The 23,180-nt window shown below is 70.2% G+C and carries 25 protein-coding genes; 8 read left to right on the top strand and 17 right to left on the bottom strand.

Features of this window, described 5'->3' with window-relative positions; translation table 11 throughout:
* Positions 1-269: 269 nt before the first annotated feature.
* Positions 270-770 carry a lytic transglycosylase domain-containing protein gene (locus ACIN94_RS10000; protein ID WP_400702350.1) on the top strand — a complete coding sequence of 167 codons (501 nt, stop codon included), beginning with the start codon at positions 270-272 and terminating at the stop codon, positions 768-770.
* A 67-nt stretch (positions 771-837) separates the two neighbouring features.
* On the opposite strand, the gene ACIN94_RS09995 is transcribed toward ACIN94_RS10000, so the two are convergent.
* Positions 838-1,470: a TetR/AcrR family transcriptional regulator C-terminal domain-containing protein gene (locus tag ACIN94_RS09995; protein ID WP_400702347.1), complete on the bottom strand. Its 633-nt coding sequence runs from the start codon at positions 1,468-1,470 to the stop codon at positions 838-840.
* An 87-nt stretch (positions 1,471-1,557) separates the two neighbouring features.
* Between ACIN94_RS09995 and ACIN94_RS09990 the strand changes: the two genes are divergently transcribed.
* Positions 1,558-2,673 carry a ferritin-like domain-containing protein gene (locus ACIN94_RS09990; RefSeq protein WP_400702344.1) on the top strand — a complete coding sequence of 372 codons (1,116 nt, stop codon included), beginning with the start codon at positions 1,558-1,560 and terminating at the stop codon, positions 2,671-2,673.
* A gap of 15 nt (positions 2,674-2,688) precedes the next feature.
* Here the strand turns inward: ACIN94_RS09990 and ACIN94_RS09985 are convergent, their stop codons facing one another.
* From ACIN94_RS09985 to ACIN94_RS09975, 3 genes are all read right to left on the bottom strand, one after another.
* Positions 2,689-3,012, bottom strand: a complete 324-nt coding sequence (locus ACIN94_RS09985; RefSeq protein WP_400702341.1) for a DUF202 domain-containing protein — start codon at positions 3,010-3,012, stop codon at positions 2,689-2,691.
* Complete coding sequence (locus tag ACIN94_RS09980; RefSeq protein ID WP_400702338.1) at positions 3,009-3,350, bottom strand: YidH family protein; 342 nt, start codon at positions 3,348-3,350, stop codon at positions 3,009-3,011. Before ACIN94_RS09980 ends, ACIN94_RS09985 begins: the two co-directional genes overlap by 4 nt.
* Positions 3,351-3,430: 80 nt before the next feature.
* Positions 3,431-3,832, bottom strand: a complete 402-nt coding sequence (locus ACIN94_RS09975; RefSeq protein WP_400702335.1) for a hypothetical protein — start codon at positions 3,830-3,832, stop codon at positions 3,431-3,433.
* A 101-nt stretch (positions 3,833-3,933) separates the two neighbouring features.
* Here ACIN94_RS09975 and ACIN94_RS09970 point away from each other — a divergent pair, with 101 nt between their 5' ends.
* Positions 3,934-4,191: a ubiquitin carboxyl-terminal hydrolase 14 gene (locus ACIN94_RS09970; RefSeq protein WP_400702333.1), complete on the top strand. Its 258-nt coding sequence runs from the start codon at positions 3,934-3,936 to the stop codon at positions 4,189-4,191.
* Between the two features lie 44 nt (positions 4,192-4,235).
* On the opposite strand, the gene ACIN94_RS09965 is transcribed toward ACIN94_RS09970, so the two are convergent.
* Positions 4,236-5,417 carry a hypothetical protein gene (locus ACIN94_RS09965; RefSeq protein WP_400702330.1) on the bottom strand — a complete coding sequence of 394 codons (1,182 nt, stop codon included), beginning with the start codon at positions 5,415-5,417 and terminating at the stop codon, positions 4,236-4,238.
* Between the two features lie 263 nt (positions 5,418-5,680).
* On the opposite strand from ACIN94_RS09965, the gene ACIN94_RS09960 reads away from it, so the two are divergent.
* Complete coding sequence (locus tag ACIN94_RS09960) at positions 5,681-7,705, top strand: ATP-dependent DNA helicase (protein WP_400703042.1); 2,025 nt, start codon at positions 5,681-5,683, stop codon at positions 7,703-7,705.
* 29 nt (positions 7,706-7,734) lie between these two features.
* On the opposite strand, the gene ACIN94_RS09955 is transcribed toward ACIN94_RS09960, so the two are convergent.
* The 11 genes from ACIN94_RS09955 to ACIN94_RS09905 form a co-directional block, all read right to left on the bottom strand.
* A complete protein-coding gene (locus ACIN94_RS09955; protein WP_400702327.1) occupies positions 7,735-8,496 on the bottom strand; it encodes an SGNH/GDSL hydrolase family protein in 762 nt (253 codons plus the stop codon).
* Complete coding sequence (gene aroQ / locus ACIN94_RS09950; protein ID WP_400702324.1) at positions 8,493-8,927, bottom strand: type II 3-dehydroquinate dehydratase; 435 nt, start codon at positions 8,925-8,927, stop codon at positions 8,493-8,495. Before aroQ ends, ACIN94_RS09955 begins: the two co-directional genes overlap by 4 nt.
* On the bottom strand, positions 8,924-10,000 hold the full coding sequence (gene aroB / locus ACIN94_RS09945) for a 3-dehydroquinate synthase (protein ID WP_400702321.1): 1,077 nt from the start codon (positions 9,998-10,000) through the stop codon (positions 8,924-8,926). The genes aroQ and aroB overlap by 4 nt, the downstream gene beginning before the upstream one ends.
* Positions 9,997-10,500, bottom strand: coding sequence for a shikimate kinase (locus ACIN94_RS09940; RefSeq protein WP_400702318.1), 504 nt, complete (start codon positions 10,498-10,500; stop codon positions 9,997-9,999). The genes aroB and ACIN94_RS09940 overlap by 4 nt, the downstream gene beginning before the upstream one ends.
* Positions 10,501-10,564: 64 nt before the next feature.
* Entirely contained in the window at positions 10,565-11,743 is a 1,179-nt protein-coding gene (aroC, locus tag ACIN94_RS09935; protein ID WP_400702315.1) for a chorismate synthase, read from the bottom strand.
* A gap of 58 nt (positions 11,744-11,801) precedes the next feature.
* Positions 11,802-12,572: a prepilin peptidase gene (locus ACIN94_RS09930; protein WP_400702312.1), complete on the bottom strand. Its 771-nt coding sequence runs from the start codon at positions 12,570-12,572 to the stop codon at positions 11,802-11,804.
* A 153-nt stretch (positions 12,573-12,725) separates the two neighbouring features.
* The gene (locus ACIN94_RS09925) at positions 12,726-13,280 is read right to left on the bottom strand and encodes an SseB family protein (RefSeq protein ID WP_400702309.1); all 555 of its coding nucleotides are present in this window, start codon (positions 13,278-13,280) and stop codon (positions 12,726-12,728) included.
* A gap of 104 nt (positions 13,281-13,384) precedes the next feature.
* Complete coding sequence (locus tag ACIN94_RS09920; RefSeq protein WP_400702306.1) at positions 13,385-14,476, bottom strand: ring-opening amidohydrolase; 1,092 nt, start codon at positions 14,474-14,476, stop codon at positions 13,385-13,387.
* A gap of 27 nt (positions 14,477-14,503) precedes the next feature.
* Complete coding sequence (locus ACIN94_RS09915) at positions 14,504-15,412, bottom strand: carbamate kinase (RefSeq protein WP_400702303.1); 909 nt, start codon at positions 15,410-15,412, stop codon at positions 14,504-14,506.
* A gap of 216 nt (positions 15,413-15,628) precedes the next feature.
* A complete protein-coding gene (locus ACIN94_RS09910) occupies positions 15,629-16,285 on the bottom strand; it encodes a response regulator (protein ID WP_400702300.1) in 657 nt (218 codons plus the stop codon).
* Between the two features lie 5 nt (positions 16,286-16,290).
* The gene (locus ACIN94_RS09905; RefSeq protein WP_400702297.1) at positions 16,291-17,310 is read right to left on the bottom strand and encodes a histidine kinase; all 1,020 of its coding nucleotides are present in this window, start codon (positions 17,308-17,310) and stop codon (positions 16,291-16,293) included.
* 318 nt (positions 17,311-17,628) lie between these two features.
* Here ACIN94_RS09905 and ACIN94_RS09900 point away from each other — a divergent pair, with 318 nt between their 5' ends.
* The 3 genes from ACIN94_RS09900 to ACIN94_RS09890 all read left to right on the top strand — a co-directional run bounded on the left by ACIN94_RS09900 (position 17,629) and on the right by ACIN94_RS09890 (position 20,889).
* Complete coding sequence (locus tag ACIN94_RS09900) at positions 17,629-18,087, top strand: CBS domain-containing protein (protein ID WP_400702294.1); 459 nt, start codon at positions 17,629-17,631, stop codon at positions 18,085-18,087.
* A gap of 364 nt (positions 18,088-18,451) precedes the next feature.
* Positions 18,452-19,738 (top strand): SLC13 family permease, encoded by a 1,287-nt coding sequence (locus ACIN94_RS09895; RefSeq protein ID WP_400702291.1) that lies wholly within the window; start codon positions 18,452-18,454, stop codon positions 19,736-19,738.
* A gap of 209 nt (positions 19,739-19,947) precedes the next feature.
* Positions 19,948-20,889, top strand: a complete 942-nt coding sequence (locus tag ACIN94_RS09890; protein ID WP_400702288.1) for a cation diffusion facilitator family transporter — start codon at positions 19,948-19,950, stop codon at positions 20,887-20,889.
* A 44-nt stretch (positions 20,890-20,933) separates the two neighbouring features.
* On the opposite strand, the gene ACIN94_RS09885 is transcribed toward ACIN94_RS09890, so the two are convergent.
* Positions 20,934-21,494, bottom strand: coding sequence for a TetR family transcriptional regulator (locus ACIN94_RS09885; protein ID WP_400702285.1), 561 nt, complete (start codon positions 21,492-21,494; stop codon positions 20,934-20,936).
* Positions 21,495-21,575: 81 nt separating this feature from the next.
* Here ACIN94_RS09885 and ACIN94_RS09880 point away from each other — a divergent pair, with 81 nt between their 5' ends.
* A complete protein-coding gene (locus ACIN94_RS09880) occupies positions 21,576-23,144 on the top strand; it encodes an MDR family MFS transporter (protein ID WP_400702282.1) in 1,569 nt (522 codons plus the stop codon).
* Positions 23,145-23,180 lie beyond the last annotated feature (36 nt).

Below are 23,180 nucleotides of genomic sequence, written 5' to 3'. Positions count from 1 at the left end.
TGGTAAGCCGGAGCCCGCCGAACCACCCGTAGGCTACGAAGATCGGGCAAACACCTTTCCACCGCGTGTCACAACCACCGCTCGGCGCTTCCCCGGCGTACTAGAAAGCGCCCTAGAGAAAACGTCGCGGTGTCTCATGCCGGAAACGGGCCGGCGAGACCGCGCGGGCATTTCCACGTCCGAGCCACGGGCGCCGGATCGTCCGGCACGCGAGAGGACCAGCGTCCTCTCGCGCGCCTCCCGCACGCGGCCGGCGGACAAGGATCAACATGAACAGCTACCGCGTCCTGCGGAACACCGTCGTGACCATGATCGCGGCATCGAGCATGGTCGGATCGGCGGGGATCGGGCAAGCGGAAGAGATCGCGATGCCGGCCAGGAAAGGGTCGGCGAAGATGATCGTCCATCAGGGTACGTGGTTCACCCAGGCCCGGCCCAGAGTCATCAGGTTCGCCTCGAGAACCACCAGGAGCAGGAACAAGGCGATCGCGTTCCGCCTCGTCTCCCGCCGCCTGTGGTCCCAGAGCCAGTTTCGCTGCCTGGACAGTCTCTGGACCAGGGAGAGCAACTGGAACCACCAGGCGCACAACGCCTCCTCGGGGGCGTACGGCATTCCCCAGGCACTGCCGGGCTCGAAGATGAGCGGCAGCGGCGGGGACTGGCGGTCGAACCCGGTCACCCAGATCAGCTGGGGGCTGGGCTATATCAAGAGCCGCTACGGGTCACCGTGTGGCGCATGGGGTCACTTCCAGTCCAGCAACTGGTACTGACCCGCGGAGGAGTGTCCAGGGGAAGGGAACACTCCTCGGGCGTCCGGGACTCACGGAGTCCCGGACGTCATCTTTTCAGCTGTACGGCTATCGCCTGGATGAGCAGCTCCAGGCCGAACGCGAACTCCGCCTCGGGATCGCAGTCGATCAGCTGCGGCGCCAGCCCGCTCACCTGCGGGAACAGCATGGGGTCGACGTTCTCGACCGCGGCGTCGGGGCGGTGGACCGGAGCGAACGTCGGGGTGACGCCGACCTCGCGCAGCAGCGAGCCCACGATGTAGGCGATGAACACGCGCAGGATGCGCACCGCGTCACGCCCGTCGAAACCGGCGCTGCGCAGCGTGGCGAGCGCCCGCTCCACCGGCAGCAGCCCGGCGGTCGACTGGAGCTGGCGGCTGACGACCACCATCGTGCAGCGGGGATAGTGGTGGGCGATCTGCCGGAAGGCGAGCGCCTGTATCCGCACGCGATCGGTCCAGTCGGCGTCCGGGTCGTCGGCGAACTCGATCTGCGAGAGCACGGCCTCGGCCACCCCGTCGAGCAGCGCGGACTTGCTGGGCACATGGTTGTAGAGAGACATCACGCCCACGCCCAGATCGGCCGCGATCCTGCGCATGGACACCGCGTCGGCCCCCTCACGCTCGATCAGGCCGATGGCCGCGGTGACGATACGAGGACGGGACAGTGGCTCTGCGGGCATACTTCCATTGTCCCCCCGCCTTGACGCCCGTACACCGTACGTGCGACTCTCGCTGGTATACGTACGGTGTACGTCTCTGGAGGCCGCATGTCGACGCACGATCTCTACACGATCCCGGCCGAGCTCTCCACGTGGGACGTCGAGGCGGCCGGAGCCGCCCGCTTCACGTGGGAGTACGACGATGGCAGGGACCGCATGCTCGCCCTCTACCAGAAGGGCAAGGACAAGCAGTGGGACTCCGTCAAGCGCATCGACTGGGACCTCGAAGTCGATCCGTACAACGTGCTCGGTGTCCCTGACACCACCATCGCGATCTACGGCACACCGCTGTGGGACCGGATGGACGAAAAGCAACGCCAGGACGTCCGCCTGCACGGCGCGGCCTGGCAGTTCTCCCAGTTCCTGCACGGCGAGCAGGGGGCGATGATCTGCTCGGCCCGGATCGTGGAGTCGGTCCCCGATCTCGACTCCAAGTTCTACGCCGCCACCCAGACCATGGACGAGGCCAGGCACGCCGAAACCTACGCCCGCTTCATCCAGGAGAAGATCGGCCTTGCCTACCCCATCAACACCCACCTCAAGGCCCTGCTGGACAGCACGCTGAGCGACTCCCGCTGGGACATGCCCTACCTCGGCATGCAGGTGCTCATCGAGGGACTGGCCCTGGCCGCGTTCGGGGTGATGCGCGACATCACCACCAAGCCGCTGCCCAGACAGATCCTCGCCTACGTCATGCAGGACGAGGCCCGGCACGTGGCCTTCGGCCGGATGGCGCTGCGCGACTACTACAGTCAGCTCACCGAGGCCGAGCTCCGCGAGCGCGAGGACTTCGTCATCGAGGGCTGCTACCTGATGCGCGACCGGCTGCGCGGCCGGGAGACATGGGAGACCATCGGCCTGAGCAGGTCCGAGGTCGCCCAGGCCATGGAGTCCGTCGACCAGTCCGAGTACCTCAGGCTGTTCCGCTCCCTGCTGTTCAGCCGCATCGTCCCGTGCGTCAAGGACATCGGCCTGTGGAGCCCCCGCCTCCAGCAGGCCTACGCCGACATGGGCGTCCTGGACATGGCCGGCCAGAGTCTGGACACGCTGATGAAGCAGGACGAGGACATCGCCGACAAGCTCGACGCCGAGCGCTTCGCCGCCGAGGAGACCGAACGCCACGCCGAGGTCGCCGAGACCGTGGCGCTCGGCGCCGGGTCGTAGGCGGCCGCAGGAGGCCTACCGGACGGAGACGAAGGTGACGGCTCCGGCGGCGACGGCCAAGGTGCCGAGCCAGGCGATGACGGCGTCGGCACGCTCGTCGAGAGGACTGCCCTCGTGCAGGGCGCGTTGCACTCGCTGGTAACGGACACCCGTGCGGGCCAGCAGGAGCGCGCCACACAGGGCGGCCAGGGCGAAGAGGGCGACGGCGAGCAGGTGGATGCCGGCGCGCAGCCCGACGCCCGCGGCGCCCAGGGCACCGACGGCGAGCAGGGCGGCGGTGCGGACCCAGGCCAGCCGGGTCCGCTCGCTCTGCAGGCCCTCGTCCCACAGCGGGGTCATCGGCCCAGCAGGATGAGGATCACGGCCAGCACGGCCACGGTCGCCACGCCGTAACCCAGGAGGGGGGCGAGGGCGGGGGGCGGGAGCGGGGCGGCACTGCGCAGAGCACGCTGGACGCGGCGCCAGCGGGGGTAGGACATCGCGGCCGACATCGCCGACAGGGAGACCAAAAAGAGCGCGAGCACGGTCCGCATCCACGGCACGAAGACGTCCTCGGAGACCGCGGCCATGGCGACGCCGCCCGCGCTCAGCGCCAGCGACGTGCTCAGCCAGGTCAGGAAGGTGCGTTCGTTCGCGAGGGTGAACCGGGGATCCGGTTCGGTGCCGAGGCTGTCCATGGGGACGACGCTATTTCAGCGACATTTCCCATAGAGAACCCGGGATTGGGCAGAACCGCAGGTGAGTGAGGCGACGGACCTCAGCTGCAGGCGCCGGTGAGCCGCTCGGCCCACTTGACCGAGTCGGCCGCGACCTTCCGCCCCGCGGTGATGGCGTCGTTGGCGTCCTTGACGTTCAGGCTCTTCAAGCTGTCGGCGACCCCGTCGGCGGCCTCCTTGAGCGTGGTGTTGGCCGCCTTGTCGGCCAGGTCACCGAGCTTGGCGCCTCCCTCGTGCAGTGCCTTCTCCATGGCGGCGGGGTCGTCCATCAGGCCAGTGATCTTCTTCACGGTGTCGGTCACGATACCGGTGGCCTGCAGACACTGCTGGACGTTGCCGACCCCCTCTTTCACCTGCTGGACCTCAGAGCATCCGGTGGTGATGAGGACAGTGGCCACCGCGGAGGCGGCGAGGACGGGGATCCGTCGCGGAAGGGGACGCATGCCCCCGACCCTATCCAACGAGCCGGTACGGCAGGCGCCCCCGCGCACGTCCGGAAGACCGGAAACCGCGCGGAGTAAGGTGGTCATGACAAGGGGGGAACATGCTCACCTGCGACCATTTCGCCCAAGCCCAGGACCCGCCCCCTCGCACCACCGAAGGCTGCGAGGAATGTCTCCGCGCCGGTATGCGCTGGGTTCACCTGCGCAGATGCCTTTCGTGCGGGCACATCGGCTGCTGTGACTCCTCACCCGGAAAGCACGCCACCGCCCACTACAAGGAGACCGTTCACCCGGTCATAGCCTCGTTCGAGCCGGGCGAGGACTGGCGGTGGTGCTACATCGACAACATCATCGGCTAGACACGTTCGAGGGAGTCTCGGCGGCGGCGTGCCTCCGGTCCCGGTCACCAGCCGCGGCGCTCGTCCCGGTCGTCGTAACGCTGATCGTCGTAGTGCTGGTCGTAGTGCTGTTCGGGGCGGAGCCGCTCACCGGTGGAGTGCGGCGCGTCCTGGACGTAGGGACGCGACATCCGCTGTTCGGGCTGCTGTCCACGGAGGCCGAGCGGGTCGGACGGGTCCACGTCCTGTTCGTAGGCGGGTGACGCGCCGTACAGGTCGCGCAGGTCCGCCGGGTGACCGGCCTGGTGGGATGGCTGCTGGACGGGCCTCTGGGCTCCGAACGCGTAGGGGTCGGGCTGGGCCGCCGGAGGGTAACCGTAGGCGTCGGACTGCGGGGTCCCGTAGGCGGGCTGCTGCTGGGCCGCGAAACCGAAGGGGTCGGTGGAGTGCGACTGCCCCGGGGCCCCGTAGGGGTCGGGGTGTGGCTGGTGGGCGGGGGCCGGAAACTGATCGACGTGCGACGTGAAGGGGTCCGCCGGCTGCTGCCGGCTGACCGGGGCGCCGTACGGATCGGGCTGCTGGGACGGCGGAGGCGCGGCATAGCGGTCCTGCTGGGGCGACACGCCGTACGGATCGGGCTGCTGGGACGCGTAGGGGTCGCCGGGCAGTTGGTACAGCGGCTCGCCGGAGCCGGACCCGAGAGGCTCGACCGGCTGGGGCTGCCCGTAGGGCAGGGAGTCGCCCACGATCATGTTCTCCCGCGGCACCGCGTCGGCCGGGCCGTATCCTGCGGCCGCGTAGTCCTGTGACCGGTCCAGAGGCGGCACCACGCCCCGGGCGACGAGCACGTCGTTGGGACCCAGCGCGGCGACCTGGCGCGGCTCCTGCGGCTCCGCGGAGATCGGGCCGGCCGGGTCGGGGTACTGATGGGCGTAGTCCTCGGGGCGCGGCCGGGCGTACTGCCCGGTGCCGGGGAACTCCCCGTGCTCCTGGTGGCCGGCCACCGGGTGCTGCTCGTCCATCTCGTCGGGATACTGCCCCCCGGCCTCGACGAAGCCCTCGTCCAGGGTGTCCACCAGGCGTCCCACGTCCTGCATGGGCATGCGGAAACTGGCGCTGCACATCTCACCGCGCCACAGGCTCAGCACCAGCGTGCCTTCATGCCAGGTGACCCGGAGCACCCGCTCCTGGCCACGCTCGTCAAAGAACACTTCACCGAACGACGGCAACGGGACAACTTCCGACATGGAAGACATAGTGCTTTAACCAGCCTTTATTCGTCCACTCGACCTCGGAAAACTCTACCGAACCGGTCTTTCCGTCCTCATCCTCCGTCACTATGACACCAAAACAGGCGATCTTCTTGACCTCTGGAGGTCGGAGAGCCGGATGATCCAGCCAGTTTGCCACGGGAGTCAAGCCGCGGGTTCCGGAATACCGCGATGAGTTCGGCCGGTGACTCCCCGGAGACGACCGCGATTGTCGCAAGGAGCGGGTACGGTTGGCTGTCGTGCCGACCGACTCCATCGCCCCAGCCGAAGACGTCTCCCCGAAGGTGGATCTGCCGCCGGTGGAGGAGTTGCTGAGCACAGCCGTCGAGGCCGTCGGCGGGGTGGAGCGCCCCGGCCAGATCACGATGGCGCAGGCGGTGCAGCACTCGATCGAGTCGGGCGATCATCTGGCCGTCCAGGCGGGCACGGGCACCGGCAAGTCCCTGGCCTATCTGATCCCCTCGATCCGCCACGCGATGACCTCCGAGGGCGCCGTGGTCGTCTCCACCGCCACCATCGCGCTCCAGCGCCAGCTCGTCGACCGCGACCTGCCCCGGCTCTCCGAGGCGCTCGCCCCGCGGCTTCCGCACGAGCCCACCTTCGCGATCCTCAAGGGCCGCCGCAACTACCTGTGCCGCTACAAGGCCAGCGCGGGATGGCCCGACGACGAGCAGGACCAGCTCTTCGACCCGCGCGAGGTGAGCCTGACCGGGCGGATGGTCCAGCGCATCCAGGACTGGGCGCAGGAGACCGAGACCGGCGACCGGGACGAGCTCGTCCCCGGCGTCAACGAGCAGGCCTGGCGGCAGTTCTCGGTGAGCGCCAGGGAGTGTCTGGGTGCCACGCGCTGCCCGAACGGGACGGAGTGCTTCGCCGAGCTGGCCCGTGCCCGCGCCGGCGAGTCGGACATCGTGGTCACCAACCACGCGTTGCTCGCGATCGACGCGATGGAGGACTTCCCCCTCCTTCCCGAGCACGACGTGGTCGTGGTGGACGAGGCCCACGAACTGGTCGACCGGGTCACCTCGGTGGTGAGCGGCGAACTGTCGGAGACCATGGTCGGGCTGGCCGTGCGCCGCGTCGGGCGGCTGATCGAGCAGTCCGCCTCCGATCGGCTCATGGAGGCCGGGGAGGACCTGAAGGCCCTCCTCGGCGCCGCGCCCGCCGGACGCCTCGACGACCTCCCCGAGGTGCTCGGGCTGACGCTGGCCCTGATCCGTGACGCGGCGTGGGGGTGCATCACCGCGCTCGGCCCCCGGATGAGCTCCGACAAGGACGACCCCGAGAGCGCGGGGCTGCGCAAGGCCGCCTTCACCGCCCTGGACGAGGTCCACGACACCGCGCAGCGCATGCTGGACGCGTTCGGCCACGCCGAGGAGGTGGACCGGGCCGAGGTGGTCTGGCTGGAGGCGGGGACCGAGCGCCGCCCGCCCCTCCTGCGGGTCGCTCCGCTGACCGTGGCGGGCATGCTCCGCGACAAGCTCTTCGGTGACCGTACGGTGATCCTGACCTCCGCCACGCTCGCCCTGGGCGGCGCCTTCGAGGGCCTGGCCCGTCAGTGGGGCCTGGGCGACAGGGAGAAAGACAAGGACCGGGCCGGGTGGACCGGGCTGGACGTCGGCTCACCCTTCGACCATCCGCGCAGCGGCATCCTCTATGTCGCCAAGCACCTGCCCCAGCCGGGCCGTGACGGCCTGCCCGAGGCCTACCTCGAGGAGATAACCGAGCTGATCGAGGCAGCCGGCGGCAGGACCCTCGGCCTGTTCTCCTCCATGCGCGCCGCCAAGGCCGCCACGGAGGCACTGCGGGAGCGCCTGAGCGTGCCGCTGCTCTGCCAGGGCGACGACTCCACGATGCTGCTGGTCAAGCAGTTCGCCGAGGACGAGCCGACGTGCCTGTTCGGCACCCTGTCCCTCTGGCAGGGCGTGGACGTGCCGGGGCCCTCCCTGCGGCTGGTCATCATCGACCGCATCCCGTTCCCCCGCCCGGACGACCCGCTGAGCTCCGCCCGCCAGCGTCACGTCGCCGCCAAGGGCGGCAACGGCTTCATGACGGTCGCCGCCACCCATGCCGCCCTGCTGCTCGCTCAGGGGGCGGGCCGTCTGCTCCGCAGTCAGCACGACAGGGGGGTGGTCGCGGTCCTCGACCCCCGCCTGGCCACGGCGCGCTACGCCGGTTTCCTGCGCGACTCCCTGCCGCCCTTCTGGCCCACCAACGACCCGGCGAAGGTCCGCGACGCCCTCAAACGTCTCACGGCGTCGTAGGTACCCGGCTCAGTCGTTAGGCATCCGGGTCAGGAGAGAGGCTTCAGAACCGGCCGCTTGGGGTCGAGACCGTCACCGGAGGAGCGTCCGGACAGGCGGCGGACCACCCAGGGACCCAGGTGCTCGCGCACCCACCGCAGGTCCTCCCGGCGCCTGAGCCGGGGGTCCACGCGGTCACGGGGCGGCCATGTCCTGCGCCAGTCGTCGTCGGATCCGACCCCGAGCACCTCGCAGACCTTGGCGGCCACCATCCGGTGGCCCTCCTCGTTCATGTGCAGGCGGTCGTCGCTCCAGGCACGCCAGTCCCGCAGGCCCTGCATCGACCACTGGTCCACCAGGCGGCAGCCGTACAGCTCGGCGATGGACCTGACGTGCAGGTAGAAGATCGCGAACGTGCCGCGGGCGCGGCGCATGATCGGGGTGTCCCGCGGGTCCACTCCGGTGAACAGCAGCACCTCCGCACCGGTGGCACGGAGATCGCGTACGGCTCCCGCCAGTTTCTTGGCCATCCGGTCGGGATCGCTGCCGGGGCGGAGCAGGTCGTTGCCTCCGGCGCAGAAACTGACCAGGTCGGGACGGATCTCGACGGCAGCCGGGACCTGGTGCTCGACGATCTGGTCGATGAGCTTGCCGCGCACGGCGAGGTTGGCGTAGCGGAACTCCGGGTCGAGCTCGGCCAGCCGCTCGGCGACCCGGTCGGCCCAGCCCCGGAAGTTCCCCTCCGTTCCGGGGTCGTTCAGGCCCTCGGTGAAGCTGTCGCCGAGGGCGACGAAGGAACGGTAACCACTCACCCTGCCTCCTCGGCGATGGCGTGCAGCGCGAGCACGTAGGACCTCAGGCCGAAGCCCGCGATGGTGCCGGTGGCCACGGAGGCGACCACGGAGGTGTGCCGGAACTCCTCGCGGGCAGCCGGGTTGGAGATGTGCACCTCGACCAGGGGCGCGGTGCGCTGGGCGATGGCGTCACGCAGCGCGTAGGAGTAGTGGGTGAACGCGGCCGGGTTCAGGACCACCGGGACCTTGCCGTCGGCGGCCTCGTGCAGCCAGCCCACCATCTCGGCCTCGTCGTCGGTCTGCCGCACCTCGACCGACAGGCCCAGCTCACGGCCGGTCTCCCGGCAGAGCGCGACCAGGTCGGAGAAGGTCTCCGCGCCGTAGACATCGGGCTCCCGCGTGCCGAGCCGCGACAGGTTGGGGCCGTTGAGCACGTAGACGGGCCTCATCGGGCGACCTCCGCGTAGGCGGCTTCGAGCAGTTCCTCGGGCGGGTCCTCCAGCGGGGAGACCTTCGCCAGACCGTCCAGGACGATGAAGCGCAGCTTGGCGCCGCGGCTCTTCTTGTCCAGACGCATGTGATCACGGAGCTGGGGCCAGGCGTCGCGGCGGTAGGAGGTGGGCAGCCCGACCGAGGTCAGGATGGCCCGGGTCCGGTCCACGAGGTCGGCGCCGATCCGGCCGTCCAGACGGGACAGCTCCGCGGCGTAGACCATGCCGATGGCCACGGCCTCGCCGTGGCGCATCCGGTACGCCTCGACCCGCTCGATGGCGTGGGCCAGGGTGTGCCCGTAGTTGAGGATCTCCCGCAGGCCGCCCTCACGCAGGTCCGCACCGACGACGTCGGCCTTGATCTGGACCTTCCGCTCGATCAGCTCGCGGGTGTGCCGCCCCTCGGGACGCCGGGCGCCTTCGGGGTCGTCCTCGATGAGCGTCAGGATCGCCGGGTCGGCGATGAACCCGCCCTTGATGATCTCTGCGAGACCGCCGACGTAGTCGTCGCGGGGGACCGAGACCAGAGTGGCCAGGTCACACAGCACCCCCGCCGGGGGGTGGAAGGAACCGACCAGGTTCTTGCCCTCGGGGGTGTTGATGCCGGTCTTGCCGCCGACCGCGGCGTCGACCATGCCGAGCAGGGTGGTCGGCACCTGCACGACCTTGACGCCGCGCAGCCAGGTGGCGGCGGCGAACCCGGCCAGGTCGGTGGTGGCTCCCCCTCCGACGCCCACCACGGCGTCGGAGCGGGTGACGCCGTGACGGCCGAAGGCCGACCAGAGCCGGGCGGCCACGTCGACCGTCTTGGCCTGCTCGGCGTCGGGCACCGGCAACGGGACGACCTCGTAGCCGGCGGCCTCGACGGCGCCGCAGACCGGCCGCGCGATCTCCGGCAGACTCGCCGGATGGACCACGGCGACGGTGCGGACTCCGGAGCCGAGCAGGCCGGGAAGCTCGCCGAGCACGCCGGTGCCGATCACCACGTCGTAGGGGGCGTCCCCGTCGACCGTGATCCTGGAGACCGTCACGGCTGCAGTCCCTTCACGATCTCGTCGACGACCTCGTCGGGCTTGCGCTCGTCGGTCGCCACGATGACCCTCGCCAGCCCCTCGTAGATCGGACGGCGGGCGTCCATGAGCTTCTTGAGCTGGCTGCGCGGGTTCAGCACGAGCAACGGCCGCGCCGAGGCCAGCCCCACCCGCTGCACGGCCTGTGACAGGCCGACCTCCAGGTAGACCACCGCATGGCCGGCCAGCAGCTCCCGCGTGGCCTCATTCAGGACCGCGCCACCACCGAGGGAGAGCACGCCCTCGTGCTCGGCCAGCGCACGCCGTACGGCCTCCGCCTCGAGCTCGCGGAAACGCTCCTCCCCGTCCTCGACGAAGATGTCGCTCACCGGCTTGCCCGCCACCATCTCCGTATCGGCGTCGGTGTCGCGGAAGGCGACTCCCAGGCGGTCGGCCAGCAGCCGGCCGACCGTCGACTTGCCCGACCCGGGGGCACCGATCAGAACTACGCGGGGACTCACTGTGCCTCCTTAGGCGGCGCGCCGGTCCGGCGGCCGGATCCGTTCCACGCGCCGGCTCGCCCACTCATTTGATCACCATTGACGAGAGGTAGCCGGACAGGTTACGGGCGACCTCCTCGACGGAGTCGCCGCCGAACTTCTCGATCGCGGCGTCGGCGAGGACCAGCGCGACCATCGCCTCGGCGACGATCGCGGCGGCCGGGACCGCGCACACGTCGGAACGCTCGTGGTGGGCCTTGGCCGCCTCGCCGGTCAGCACATCGACGGTGGCCAGGGCCCGCGGCACGGTGGAGATCGGCTTCATCGCCGCGCTGACGCGCAGCGGCTCGCCGTTGGTCATGCCGCCCTCGACGCCGCCCGCCCGGTTGGTGATGCGGCGCACGCCGTCGGCGGTGTTCTCGATCTCGTCGTGGGCGCGGGAGCCGGGACGGCGAGCGGTCTCGAAGCCGTCGCCGACGGCGACACCCTTGATCGCCTGGATGCCCATCAGGGCGGCGGCGAGCCGGGCGTCGAGACGGCGATCCCAGTGGGTGTAGCTGCCCAGACCCGGCGGCAGTCCGTAGGCGATCACCTCGACGACGCCGCCGAGGGTGTCGCCCTCCTTGTGGGCCTTGTCGATCTCGGCGACCATCGCGGCGCTGCCGGCCGGGTCGGCGCAGCGGACCGGGTCGGCGTCGACCACCGCCATGTCGCCCGGGCCGGGGACGACACCCTCGGTGGTCCGCGCCGCGCCGATCGAGACGACGTGGCTGACGATGTCGACGCCGAGTGCCTGCTTGAGGAAGTTCTTGGCGACCTGGCCGAGGGCGACGCGGGCGGCGGTCTCGCGGGCGCTGGCCCGGTCGAGCACCGGGCGGGCGTCGTCGAAGCCGTATTTCTGCATGCCGGCGAGGTCGGCGTGGCCGGGACGCGGGCGCGAGCGGGGCGCGTTACGGGCCTGGCCCTCCAGCAGCGCCGGGTCCACCGGGTCGGCCGCCATGACGGTCTCCCACTTGGGCCATTCGGTGTTGCCCACGCGGATGGCGACGGGGCTGCCAAGTGTACGGCCGTGCCGCACGCCGCCCACGACGTTCACCACGTCCTGCTCGAACTTCATCCGGGCACCGCGGCCGTAGCCCAGACGCCGCCTCGCCAGGGCTTCATCGATGTCGGCCGTGGTCACCTCCACCCCGGCGGGCAGGCCTTCCAGGATCGCGACGAGCTCAGGACCGTGGGACTCTCCAGCAGTCAACCAGCGCAACATGCTGACAAGTCTTCCATGCGCCGCCCACTGGAATGTCCCCCGCTCACCAGGTGAGACATCAGCCGGTGAGTCCGGTGAGAATGACCGCGAAGGCGCCCGCGACCATGAAGGGGCCGAAGGGGATCTCGCTCTTGCGGTCCACGCGGCGCAGGATCATCAGCGCGACCCCGTAGAGGCCGCCCGCGGCGAAGCCCAGGAAGGCCCCGGTGACCAGTGCGTCCCAGCCCAGCCAGCCGAGTGCGGTGCCGAGGCTCGCCGCGAGCTTGACGTCGCCCAGCCCCATGCCCGCCGGATTGATCAGGAACAGCACCAGGTAGCAGGCCGCCAGGGCGAGCCCGCCCAGCCCGGCCCGGAGCAGGTCGTCGGACCGGTTCCCGGACAGGGCCGTCACCGTGAGCAGGCCGGCGGTCCCGAAATAGGCGGCGAGGGTGAGGCGGTCGGGCAGCCGGTGGACGGCGGTATCGACGAAGACCAGCGCGACGGCGACCACCGCCAGCCATCCGTAGGCGAGCAGCTCGCCGGTCGACGCGACCTCCGGAAGCGGTCCGGGCGGTTGCCCCGCCGGGGTGATGCCGGGCCGGGCGGCCGGCAGTGCCCGCAGGGCGAGGGCGGCCAGCGCCAGGGCGGTGACGAGCTCCACCGTCAGCGGCGGCGGACCGATCCGCCCGGAACAGCCGGGGCAGCGCGCGGCGGACAGCGAGGCGCCGCAGTGCGGGCAGTCACGCCGGAGCGGTTCGCCCTCGGCCACCGAGTGCCGGACCACCAGGACCCGCGTCCAGCGCCCGGCCACCAGACCGATGAGCGCCGCCACCACCGGCAGGAGGTTCACAGAGCCCCCTGGAGCGGCATCACCCACGGACCGCTGCCGCCTGCCCGCTCGCCGCGTTCGCCCACGGGCCGACCATATCCGTACCGGCCCCCGGCGTCCCGGAAAACGGCCGGCCCCGGCCGCGCAGAGTCCCCACGTCCCTGGGAAAAGCGGTCAGCCCCGGCCGCGGAACGGCCAGCCGAACCGCCGTCGCCGGGGGGCTGGAGCGACCTCTCCCAGCCGCGCCACGGTGACCTCGGGTCCGAGCCGGTCGACGGTGCCCGACTCGACCGCGGCGAACGCCCGCAGGACGCCTCCCTCGATCACGAACGGCACCGGGCCCGCCACGTCGACCACCACCGCGGCCGCGTTCTCGTGCACCGCCGCCTGGCAGACCTGGAGGGTGGTGGCCTGGATGGGCCGGGCGTCGGGACGCCAGAGCTTCAGCGACTCGACCCCGGTGAAGGCGAGCACCGCCTCGCGCCCGTCCCCGCCGATGAGCTTCGGCAGCGCCATCTCGCTCTCCTTCTCCTGCCGCAGCCCGTGCGCCCCGACCTCCGACTCGGTCAGCAGGGCCACCACCGGGACGAGCAGCCGGGCCCCGCCCAGCGCGGTTATCACCGCGCCGGCGTCAGCCTTACCGGCGGAGAAGGCCGCGAGAGCGGAGGACACGGAGGCGTCGGCGCTGCCGTCGTCGTCGGGGACCAGGGGCTGGGGAATGCTCGGCACGGATCCGGAGCCTACCCGCGCCCGGCGGGTAGGGAGGAACCTCCGGGGCCGACCCGTCCGGCGCGGTACGGCCATGCGAGGCAGGCCGTACCGCCTGGGACGGATCAGCCGAGATCGGCGATCGCGGCCACCGGGCCGCCGCCGCTCGGGCCCTGGTGGACCGCGGCGACCGAGACGAAGACGGCCGGATCGCCGGTGACGCTGGCCGCGACCCCGCCGACGGTGGCCTTGATCTGGCGGTGCCAGTGCACGTCGGAGTCGTCGAGCATGATGTTGCGGCGACCTCGGACGCTGCCCGACGGATCGGCCTCGCATTTCATGAAGACGTTGACCAGCCGGTCGCCCAGGTCGGACGGGTGAGGGCGGTCGGGCAGGTCGATGCCACTGGAGCGGATCGCCTCCCAGATACCGTCGGCGTCCAGCGCGTCCTTCATGACCGAGTGGCCGATCCGGTAACGGCCGCCGATACCGCGCACGTTGCCGACGACCACGATCTGCGCGCGGTCCAGCTCGACACCCGAGGAGCAGGACGCGACGGAGGAGTACAGCGACAGGTCTCGGTGGATCTGCTCGGCGGTGGGCATCTCGATCTCGCCGAGCGCGACGGCGATGCCGAGCGCGGTGGTGGAGTTGGAGATGTCCATGGACGGGCCGGTGTCCTCGATGACCACGTCCTTGCCGCGCGACTTGGCGTCGTTGATGGTGGCCAAGGTCAGCAGGGGCGTCTTGGTCTGGACGTAGTGGACGTCGGCGGGGTCGTCGATCCCGGCGATCTTCATGGCCTCGCGCACACCGGCGGCGACCTTCTCCACCATGGCGGGACGGCCGATGTCCTCGGGGAGGATGACGTCGCTCATCGCGATGCCGACGCTGACACGCGGCTCGTCGCCCGGCTCGGCGTCCGCCGTGGTCGCGAAGATCGTGGCGTGCGGGCTGAGCACGCCGTCGGTGCCGCCGGACCACACCAGCGGCACGCTCTCGGGGGACGGGTGCCCCTTGGCGGCGAGCACCTCGCGGAAGGCCCGGTCGGCCAGGATGCGGGTGTAGTCGTTCACCCCGCCGTTGCCCTCGGTCTTGCCGATCACCGCGAGCACCCGGTGCGCCTCGATCACCCCGTCGTCGATGAGCCTGGTCAGCCCCGAGGCGTCGGTCACGCTCTCGATGGCGACCTTGCGCACTTCAATCGGCTCCGGCATTCCTGTCACCTTTCGATCGGGTCATGTTCACTTTCGCACCACGGTGCCGGTCTCTCCGGTGACCGCCACTCCGATGTCCTCCAGAGAAGTGATCACCGACCGGTCTCCGCCCTGCTCCACGAAGCGCAGCGCGGCCTCTATCTTGGGCCCCATGCTGCCTCCCGCGAAGTGCCCGGCAGCGTGCAGCACGCGCAGCTCGGCCGCGGTGACGGACCCGACCGGCCGGGCGTGGGCCGTACCGAATCCCACGGAGGCCCCGGGAACGTCGGTGGCGATCACCAGGACCGTGGCGCCCACGGCGCGTGCCAGTAGCGCGGCGGCCAGGTCCTTGTCGATCACGGCCTCGACTCCCGTCAGCCGCCCGGCGGCGTCGCGGGCCACCGGCACTCCCCCGCCGCCCGCGGCCACGACGGTGAACCCGGCCGCCACCAGCGCGGCCACCGCGGGCGCGTCGAGGATCTCCAGCGGCTCCGGGGAGGCCACCACCCGGCGCCAGCCCCGCTCGAAGTGGCGCCAGGTCTGGCCGAGCCCCTCGAAGCGGCGGGCCTCCACCTCGGTGAAGTAGCGGCCGATCGGCTTGACCGGGTCGTCGAAGGCCGGGTCGCCGGGATCGACGAGCGTCCGGGTCACCACGACCGCGGTCCGGCCGTCGAGGGCGTTGAGGACCAGCGCGCCGATCGTGGCCTGGGTCTGCGCGCCGCACCAGTCGAGCGGCACCGGGGGCACGACGCCGGCCGCGATCTGGTTCTTCAGGAGCAGATTGCCGACCTGGGGGCCGTTGCCGTGGGTGAGCGTCACCTGGTGGCCCGCCGCGATCAGCGCGGCGACATGACGCATGGCGCCTTCGACCGCGCGACGCTGGTCGTCCGGCGAGGCGCTGCCGTCGGGAGCCGTCATCGCGTTGCCGCCGAGCGCGATCAGTACTCGTTCACCCACATGGCGACGCTAACGGCCTCCACGGCCCGGCTCATGGGCACTCCCTGCCCAAGGCGGGGCCGTTCTTCAGCAGAACTCACCGACTTGACCGTCGACGGACCCAGCCTGAGCGGAGGTGCCCATCGGAACCGCACGGAATTGACGACGCCTCTCCAACGATCACCTGCGCCCGGGTCCGCCGGAACCCATCCGGATCCCACACGCCGCCGCCCCGTCTCAGGGTTCGACCAGTCCGGCCCGGATGGCGTATCTGGTCAGTTCCAGCCGGTCGCGCATGCCGAGCTTCTGCAGGACGTTCGCGCGGTGCCGCTCGACGGTCTTGACGCTGATGACCAGCGTCTCGGCGATCTCCTTGGAGGAGTTACCTTCGGCGATCAGCTTGACGATCTCTTCCTCGCGGGGGGTCAGGATGCTCTCGGGCATGCGCTCGCCCTGCCGGTCGCGCCGCAGGTACTCGCGGATGAGCGCGGTGATGGCACCCGGGTAGAGGAAGGGCTCGTCGCGCATGGCCGCCCGGCAGGCCGCCAGCAGGTCACGGTCGGCGACCGACTTGAGCACGTAGCCCGACGCGCCGGCCTTGAGCGATTCGAAGAAGTACTGCTCGTTGTCGTACATGGACAGGATCAGGATGCGGATGCCGGGCGCGCGCCGGGAGATCTCACGGGCCGCCTGGATCCCTGTCATGCGCGGCATCGCGATGTCCAGGATGGCCAGGTCGACCTTTTCCTCCGAGGCGACCTCGACCGCCTCGGCGCCGTCGGCCGCCTCCGCGACGACCATCAGGTCGGGTTCCGCGTCGAGGATCAGCCGTAGTCCCCGGCGGACCAGGGCATGATCGTCTGCCAGGAGAATCCGTGTCTTGGGAGAGTCCACCGTGTTCAACTCCGCTCCGCCGTCATGGGCACGACCAGACGCACCTCAGTGCCGCCGCCGGGTGCCGCGGCGACGGTCAGCTGGGCACCGATGAGCAGCGCGCGTTCCCGCATGCCGCGGATTCCCGCGCCTTCGCGGCGCACGTCTCCCCGCCCGTTGTCTGTGATGCGCAGCGTCACGGCACCCTGCCGGGCGGTCAGCGACAGCTCCACGCGGGTGGCATGGGCGTGCCGGGTCACGTTCGTGAGGCTCTCCTGCGCGATCCTGTAGAGGACGAGCTCGACGTCGCCGCTCAGAGCCGGCAGGCCCGGATCCAACCTACGGATCACAGGAATGCCGCTGGCCTGCGAGAAGTCGGTCGCCAGGGCGCTCAGCGCACTGACCAGTCCCAGGTCCTCCAAGACGCCGGGGCGGAGCCTGCGGGCGACCTGGCCCACCTCGTCCAGGCTGGAGCGGACCGTCTCCTGGACGGCGTGGAGCTCCTCACGGAGATCCTCCGGCGCCCGGTCCACCGCCCGCTTCAGGCCGAGCAGCACCACGGTGAGACTCTGGCCGATCTCGTCGTGCAGTTCCCGGGCGATGCGTTGCCGCTCGCCTTCCTGAGCGGCCAGCGCGTGCGCGCTGCTGGCGCTGTGTTCGGCTTCGAGCCGGTCGAGCATGGCGTTGAAGGCGTCGATCAACTCGGTGAGGTCGCCGTTGCCGCTGTCGGTGAGCCGGTCGCTGCGGCGCAGCAGGTCCACCCGCTGCATGAGCGTGGCGAGCGCGCCGAGCGGCGCCAGGCTGGTGCGCAGCAGCAGCGCGTTGGCGGTGAGGATCAGTCCCAGCCCGATCGTCAGGACCGGCACCTCGGTGAGCAGGACCGGCGACGACACCGTGGCGGGGGAGATCGCCAGGACGAGCGTGCCGACCGTGAAGACCAGGCCGTTGATCGCGATAAGCCGCAGGAACAGCGCCTGCGCGGGTGTCCGCCGCAGGCGGGGCGTGTCCGGCCATCCACCGATGTGCCACTTGGCGCGATCGCTCATGTCACCAGCCTCGCCGCAACGAGACGCGTTTGTCCATGCGGGGTGCCCCCCACCGGGCAGGATGTCGCCGCCGTCCCGGCCGCCGGTTCTACATGTCGTCCCCCCTCCCAGATGGGTGCTGGACCCGATGGTCGGCGGGCCCCGGCGTTGCAAAAATTGAAGGGCAAAAAATGCCGGAAATGCCTCGTGACCTGTCCGGTCAGGGACGGCTCCCCGGCACGAACGGCACGAGAACCTCTGGTCCGCGTATCACCGGCACATCACCGAGGTATGCGAGATCACCGGCTGAGACTGGGCCATGCCCAAAGGGACGGTGTTATGCAGGCGCGCGAAATCGCTGTGGAACTACCGACGGTGACCGTCCGCGACCCGGTCGCGAAAGCGGTGCGGGTGATGGCGGCGGGGCATCTGCCCGGCCTGATCGTCGTCGACGGCCGGGCGCGCCCCCAGATGGTGCTGTCCGGCACCCAGGTGCTCCGTATGACGGTGCCCGGCACCTACCAGGAGGATCCGGTGCTTGCCCGGACCATCGACGAGGCCCACGCCGACCTGTTCTGGCAGGAACTGGGCAATCTCACGGTGGGCGACTGCCTGCCGCGCCAGCCGGTCAGGCCGGTCACGGTACCCCTGGATGCGACGCTGCTGGAGGTGGCGGCCCTCATGGCGCGCCTGCGCAGTCCCCTGGTGGCGGTCGTCGACCGAGCGGGAGTGCTGGTCGGGGCGATCACCCTGGACCGGCTGCTCACCAGTCTGGCCGTCGCTGACCCGGGCGACTGACCCCGGCCGGGCACGGGCCCCTCCCGGCTGCCCGGAGCCCCACCTTCAGCACCCGATCCGCCGCTCGGGCGGCCCAGACGGGCCGCCCCCGGTCTGCTCGCGGAAGGCTCGCGTCATCCGTGTGCCCCGCACCCCACCCACCGTGCGCCGCTGATCCTGTTCCGCGCGGCCCGAGACGCCGCATGCGCACATCGTCCGGAGGTCTTCTCATGTACAGCTTTCCCGTGGTGACGCCTTGTCGGCGTACCCCGTCCTCATATCTCGTCCTGTCACACGCGCACCCCGTATATCTCGTTCCGTCACACACGCACCCCGTCGACCTGGCTGTGGCCGGGGTTCAGTCCGGGCCGCCGGGGCATGCTCGATGAGCGCGGTCATCGCGCTGGTCATCTTCATGGTGGCGTTCTTCTTCATCGCCACCGAGAAGGCCGACAAAGTCAAAGTGGTACTCATCGCCGCCGGGGCGATGGCGGTCCTCGGGCTGATCCCCGGAGCCAAGGTGTTCTTCTCCGAACACGAGGGCATCGACTGGAACGTCATCTTCCTGCTCCTCGGCATGATGATCATCGTCGGGGTCATCAAGCAGACGGGGGTCTTCGACTACCTCGCCATCTGGGCCGCCAAGAGATCACGCGGCCGGCCGTACCGGCTCATGGTGATGTTGATGGTCATCACCGCCATCGCCTCGCCGTTCCTCGACAACGTCACCACGATCATGCTCGTCGCCCCGGTGACCGTCGTCGTCTGCAACCGGCTGCACATCCCGGCCCAGCCGTACCTCATCGCCGAGGTCCTCGCCTCCAACATCGGCGGCGCGGCCACGCTCATCGGCGACCCGCCCAACATCATCATCGGCAGCCGCGCCGGACTGACGTTCAACGACTTCCTCGTCCACATGGCGCCGATCGTCGTGCTGACCTTCGTGGTGTTCGTGCTGTTCACCCGGGTGCTGTTCAGGAAGTCCTTCCACTACAACCCCGACCACGTGGCCTCGGTGATGGCACTGCAGGAACGGCGCGCCATCACCGACCCCCGTCTGCTGGTGCGCTGCCTGATCGTGCTCGGCCTCGTCATCGCCGGCTTCGGCCTACACGCCGTCCTGCACGTCGCGCCGTCGATCGTCGCCCTGGTCGGCGCCGGGCTGATGGTCCTGGTCTCCCGCACCGACGTCTCGGACGTCCTGCGCGAGGTCGAATGGCCCACCCTGGTGTTCTTCATGGGACTGTTCGTCATGGTCGCCGGACTGGTGCACACCGGCGTCATCTCCGCCATAGGCACCTGGGTGATCGGCGCGGTGGGCGACCACTACTTCGGCGCGGCGACCTCGCTGCTGTTCGGCTCCGCCGCGCTGGGTGCCTTCTTCGACAACATCCCCTACGTCGCCACCATGACACCCGTCGTCGAAGAGCTCGTGGCCCAGATCCCCGACCCGGACATCGGGCAGGCACTGTGGTGGGCCTTCGCCCTGGGGGCCGACTACGGCGGCAACGGCACCGCGGTGGCCGCCAGCGCCAACGTCGTGGCGATCGGCATCGCCGCCCGGACCGGCCACAGCATCTCCTTCTGGCAGTTCACGAAGTACGGCATCCTCGTCACGATCCTCAGCTCGGTGATGGCCTGGATCTACGTCTTCCTGCGCTATTTCGTCTGATGTCCCCCGCCCGGAGGACGGGGGATGCACGTTGTGAACACTCGGTGAACCCGGCGGATGACGGTGGTGCGGAGCTCCCTGGGGAAGGGGTCCCGCCTGCCACGGGGCGAGCGGGGGACAGTGGGGAGGACGCTGGGATTCTTGTCCTGTTAGGCTTGCCTTGCGTAACATCTGAGCAACTGTTCAAGTGTTGATGGGTGGATCTTGGCATGGGTCACGGACATGGTCACGGCCACAGCGCCCACTCCGACCGCCGCTATCTCACCGCGGCGCTCGTCCTGCTGGCCGTCTTCATGGCTGCCGAGGTCGTCATCGGCGTGGTGGCCAACTCCATCGCGCTGATCTCCGACGCCGGGCACATGCTCACCGACGCCGCCTCCATCGCGCTCGCCCTGATAGCGATGAACATGGCCGCCCGTCCCGCCAGCGGGGCCTACACCTTCGGCTGGAAACGCGCCGAGATCCTGTCCGCGGCGGTCAACGGGCTGACGTTCGTGCTGCTCGTCGCCTACTTCGTCTACGAAGGCGTACGGCGGCTCATCGAACCGCCCGAGGTCAAGGGGCTGCTGGTCCTGGGCACGGCCCTGGCCGGAATCGCGGTCAACGCGGTCGCCGTCTGGCTCATCGCCCGGGCCGACCGGGGCAGCCTCAACGTGGAGGGCGCGTTCCAGCACATCCTCAACGACATGTACGCCTTCGTCGCCACCGCGATCGCGGGCGCGGTCGTCTGGCTCACCGGCTGGGGCCGGGCCGACGCGATCGCCGCGCTGGTCGTCGCGGCCCTGATGGCCAGGTCCGCCTACAGCCTGCTGCGCGACGCCGGACGCATCCTGTTCGAGGCGGCGCCTCCCGGTGTGCATCCCACCGAGGTGAGCGCGGCGATCGGCGCCCACGCCGACGTCACCGGGGTGGAGGACCTGCACGTATGGACCGTGACCAGCGGCTTTCCCGCGCTGTCCGCGCACGTGATCGTCAGGACCGGCCGTGACTGCCACCGGATCCGCCGGGAGCTCGCCGAACTGCTGCACGAACGGTTCCACATCGACCACACCACCCTGCAGGTCGACCATGTGCCGGGGGCGGCCTGCCGGATCGTCAAGGCCGTGGACCGGTCTCCCGCCGATTCACCACCGGCCCGTACCGTCCCCTGAGGCAGACGTCATCCCAGGGTGGCGGACCCGTCCACAAGAATGGATCACGCCCTGAGGCAGGCCTCGAAGACGGTGGTGAGCCTCCGGACCACGGCCTCGTGGTCGGGTGAGTCGATAGCGTCGGGGCCGTACAGTTGGCGCAGCGTGCCGGTGCCCGTGATGAGCGCGGTGGCGACGGCCGCCCGGAAGATCGCGTCCGGGCCGGACAGGCGCGCGGCCAGCGGCTCCAGGATGGCCGACCTGACCCGTTCCCCGATGATCTCGTGGGTCTCCGAGCAGGACGAGGACCGGATGAGCACCGCCATGACCGAGCTCTCCTGTTCCGACTGGAGTCGCTCGGCGACGTACTCCGCCAGGCGTCGGGGCAGCCCCTCCTCGGAGACCTCCAGCACGCCGGGGAAGCGCCCCTGCGCCGCGAGCACCTCGGCGAACAGCTCCCGCTTGGTGCCGAAGTAGCGGTTGATCAGCGCGATGTTGGCGTCCGCCTCGGCGGAGATCTGCCGCATCGTCACCTCGTCGTAGCCGAGCTCGGTGAACAGCCGGCGGGCGGCGTCGAGAATGCGCTGCCGTGTGCCCGCCCGGTCACGGTGCCGTACCTCGTCCACCTTTCCGATCCTCCCAGATTTGACCGGTAAACAAGCGTCTACTAACTTCACATGCATCGTACACATTATTGGGGATGATCCATGCTGACCGAACAACAGGCCCAGGCCGAGGCCGCACCGGGTTTCACACACAGACAGGTGCTGGAGATCCTGGCCGGACTGATACTCGCCATGCTGACGTCGATGATCGCGACGTCCGTGGTGGGAACCGCGCTACCGACGATCGTCGGCACGCTCGGCGGCCAGGATCAGCTCGCCTGGGTGGCCAGCGCGACCCTGCTCACCATGACGGCCTCCACACCGCTGTGGGGCAAACTGTCGGACCTCTACGGCCGCAAGCTCATGTTCCAGGCGTCCCTGCTGATCTTCCTGTTCTCCTCGATCGCCGCGGGCTTCTCCCAGGACATGGGTCAGCTCATCGCGGCCAGGGCCGTGCAGGGCATCGGCGCCGGCGGTCTCGCGGCGCTACCCCAGATCATCCTGGGCGACGTGGTCGAGCCCCGGGAGCGCGGCCGCTACGCCGGCTACATCGGCGCGGTCTTCGGCATCTCCACTGTGGCCGGGCCGCTGCTCGGCGGGTTCATCGTGGACAACATGTCCTGGCGCTGGACGTTCTGGATCTGCGTACCGCTCGCCGTGGTCGCGTTCGTCGTCATCCAGAAGGTGCTCAAGCTGCCGTTCGTCCGCCGCGACGCCAAGATCGACTGGTGGGGCGCCACCTTCATCACCGGCGGCACCACCACGCTGATGCTGCTGCTCTCCCTGGGCGGCAAGGAGTTCGACTGGAACTCCAGCTGGACCTACGGCCTGGGCGCGCTCAGCCTGGTGATGTTCGGCCTCGCCGTCGTCGCCGAGCGCCGGGCCGCCGACCCGATCCTGCCACCGCACCTGTTCCGCAACCACACCTTCGTGCTCACCAGCATCGCGTCCCTGCTGGTCGGCGCCGCGATGTTCGGCGCGCTGATGTTCCTCCCGCAGTACCTGCAGATCGTCAAGGGCATGAGCCCCACCGCCTCCGGCCTGATGACCCTGCCCATGGTGCTCGGGCTGCTGGTCTCCTCCATCCTGGTCGGCCGGTTCGTCACCAAGACCGGCCGGTGGAAGATCTTCCCCGTCGTCGGCATGCTGCTGGTCGCGCTCGGCCTCCTCCTGCTCTCCCGGCTGCACGTCGACAGCTCGCTGGTGATCGTGGGCGTCGACATCACGGTGCTCGGCATCGGCCTCGGCGCCTCCATGCAGAACCTGATCCTGGCCGCGCAGAACGCCGTGGCCCGTACCGACCTGGCCTCCACCACCTCGGGTGTGAGCTTCTTCCGCTCCCTCGGCAGCGCGGTCGGCGTGGCCGCCTTCGGCGCCATCCTGGCCAACCGGCTCAGCGCGGAGCTGATCTCCCTGGCCAAGGCCGCACACCTGCCCCTCACCGGCGGCGCTGCCCCCAGCCTCGGCTCCCCCGACGCCATCCGCCATCTGCCCGCCCCGCTGCTGGAGGTGATCCTGGAGGCCTTCACCCGGGCCATCCAGATGGTCTTCCTGGCGGGCGTCCCCATCGCCGTCCTGGCCGCGGTGATCGTCCTGCTCCTGAAGGAGATCCCGCTCCGCTCGTCCCAGCCCGCCCCGGCCACCGCCGCGCCCCCGGTACCGGCCGAGTAGCACCCTCAACACGTGCCCGGGCCCGGTCCTCTCCAC

The organism is Streptosporangium sp. NPDC087985, from assembly GCF_044741965.1.
Classification (GTDB): domain Bacteria; phylum Actinomycetota; class Actinomycetes; order Streptosporangiales; family Streptosporangiaceae; genus Streptosporangium.
Note: the sequence above shows the minus strand (reverse complement) of the source record. Positions and strands in the feature narration are given on the sequence as shown.